This is a genomic window from Streptomyces sp. LUP30, assembly GCF_001746365.1.
Taxonomy (GTDB): domain Bacteria; phylum Actinomycetota; class Actinomycetes; order Streptomycetales; family Streptomycetaceae; genus Streptomyces.
Genome location: NZ_MJAJ01000120.1, coordinates 1 through 930 on the forward strand (window position 1 = coordinate 1; position 930 = coordinate 930).

The 930-nt window shown below is 79.8% G+C and carries 1 pseudogene; it reads left to right on the plus strand.

The annotated features are described in order from the left end of the window. Positions 1-930, plus strand: a pseudogene (locus BG482_RS39885) (hypothetical protein); the annotation flags it as partial.

Here is a 930-nt window from a genome sequence, read left to right on the forward strand (position 1 = left end):
CCGGGCACCCGGAGGCGCTCGCGGTGCGGCTCGGCACGGCCGACCGGCCCGCGCCGGACGGCTCAGGTCTGCTGCCCGCCGTCCCGGTGACGGCCGGTCTGCGCGAGGTCGGTGCGCTCGGGCTGGCCGGGCCGCGGCCGCGGCTGTCCGGGCTGGCGCGTGCGGTGCTGGCCCAGCTCGCCGCGCTGCACTCCCCCGAGACGCTGGAAGTCGTCCTGATCAGCACGGACCGCGGGCGGTCCGAGGAGGAGCGCACCGCCGAGTGGTCCTGGCTCGGCTGGCTGCCCCATCTGCGCCCGGCGCACGGCCAGGACTGCCGTCTCCTCCTCGCCTACGACCGCGACCAGGCCACGGCCCGCGCGGACGAACTGCTGCGCCGGCTGGAGGACCACCTCTCGGACAGCACGGCGGGCAGCACCCAGGCGCCCCCGCTGACCGGCGCCGCCCGCCGGCCCTCCTGGGCCGTGGCGGACGACTCGGCCGACGGCGGTTTCCCGGGCCCGTTCACGGTGGTCGTCGTGGACGGCGATCCGGGCGGCGCGGACCTGCGCGAGGCGGTGGCGCGGCTTGCGGTGGCCGGCCCGCGCGCCGGCATCCATGTCGTCTGTCTGGCGGAGACGCCTGCCGCCTCCCCCTCCTCACCGGTGACGGAGACCTACGAGGCGGCCTGCGCGGTGGCGCCCACGTTCCGCGCGTGCGGGGCGGTCGCCCTGCTCAGCGGGGACGTGGCGACAGCGCTGCGGCTGCTGCGGGTCGCGCCGGCCGGGGCGCCCACGGAGCGGCCCGGCCCGGTGGGCCCCGGCACGGTCGGCGCGGTGGACGCGGTCTCCCCAGCCTGGGCCGAGCGCTTCGCACGGGCCCTCGCGCCGCTGCGCCCGGACGGCGTGGGCGGCGGCGGTGAGCGGCACCCGCGGGTGTCGGCGCCGCTGC